1 protein-coding gene is annotated in these 672 nt (G+C 43.6%); it reads right to left on the reverse strand.

The window, feature by feature from the left end:
- On the reverse strand, window positions 1–672 hold a 672-nt coding region (locus WKT05_RS10570), incomplete at both ends, for an Ig-like domain-containing protein (RefSeq protein WP_340414061.1).

A 672-nucleotide genomic window follows, 5' to 3' on the forward strand; every position in this document is an offset into this window, starting at 1 on the left:
CTTGGTGATTTTTACTTTTACTTGTTTTTCAATACTGCCGCATTTAGCAATGATCGTTACTTCACCTGCTTGTTTTGCTTTAAAGTTACCCGATTGATCAATTGTTGCAAGTGACGCATTATCGACTTTGAGTTGAATTTCTCCGCCCGCATTTTCCGGTACTTTGCCGACGGTTACTTGCATGCTTTCGCCTTCTTGTACTTCGGTTTTTGCTACGCTTAGATTGATGTCGGTCAAGGCAACGGGAGCCTTGGTGATTTTTACTTTTACACGTTTTTCTATGCTGCCGGATGTAGCGATGATCGTTACATCTCCTGCTTGTTTTGCCTTAAAGTTGCCCGATTGATCAAGTGTTGCAAGTGACGGATTATCTACTTTGAGTTGAATTTCTCCGACTGCATTTTCCGGTACTTTGCCGACGGTTACTTGCATGCTTTCGCCTTCTTGTACTTCGGTTTTCGCTACGCTTAGATTGATGTCGGTCAAGGCAACGGGAGCCTTGGTGATTTTTACTTTTACACGTTTTTCTATGCTGCCGGATGTAGCGATGATCGTTACTTCACCCGCTTGTTTTGCTTCGAAGTTACCCGATTGATCAATTGTTGCAAGTGACGGATTGTCTACTTTGAGTTCAATTCCTCCGTCTGCATTTTCCGGTACTTTGCCGACGGT

The organism is Peptoniphilus sp. HCN-40583, from assembly GCF_037892835.1.
GTDB classification, from domain to species: domain Bacteria; phylum Bacillota; class Clostridia; order Tissierellales; family Peptoniphilaceae; genus Aedoeadaptatus; species Aedoeadaptatus rachelemmaiella.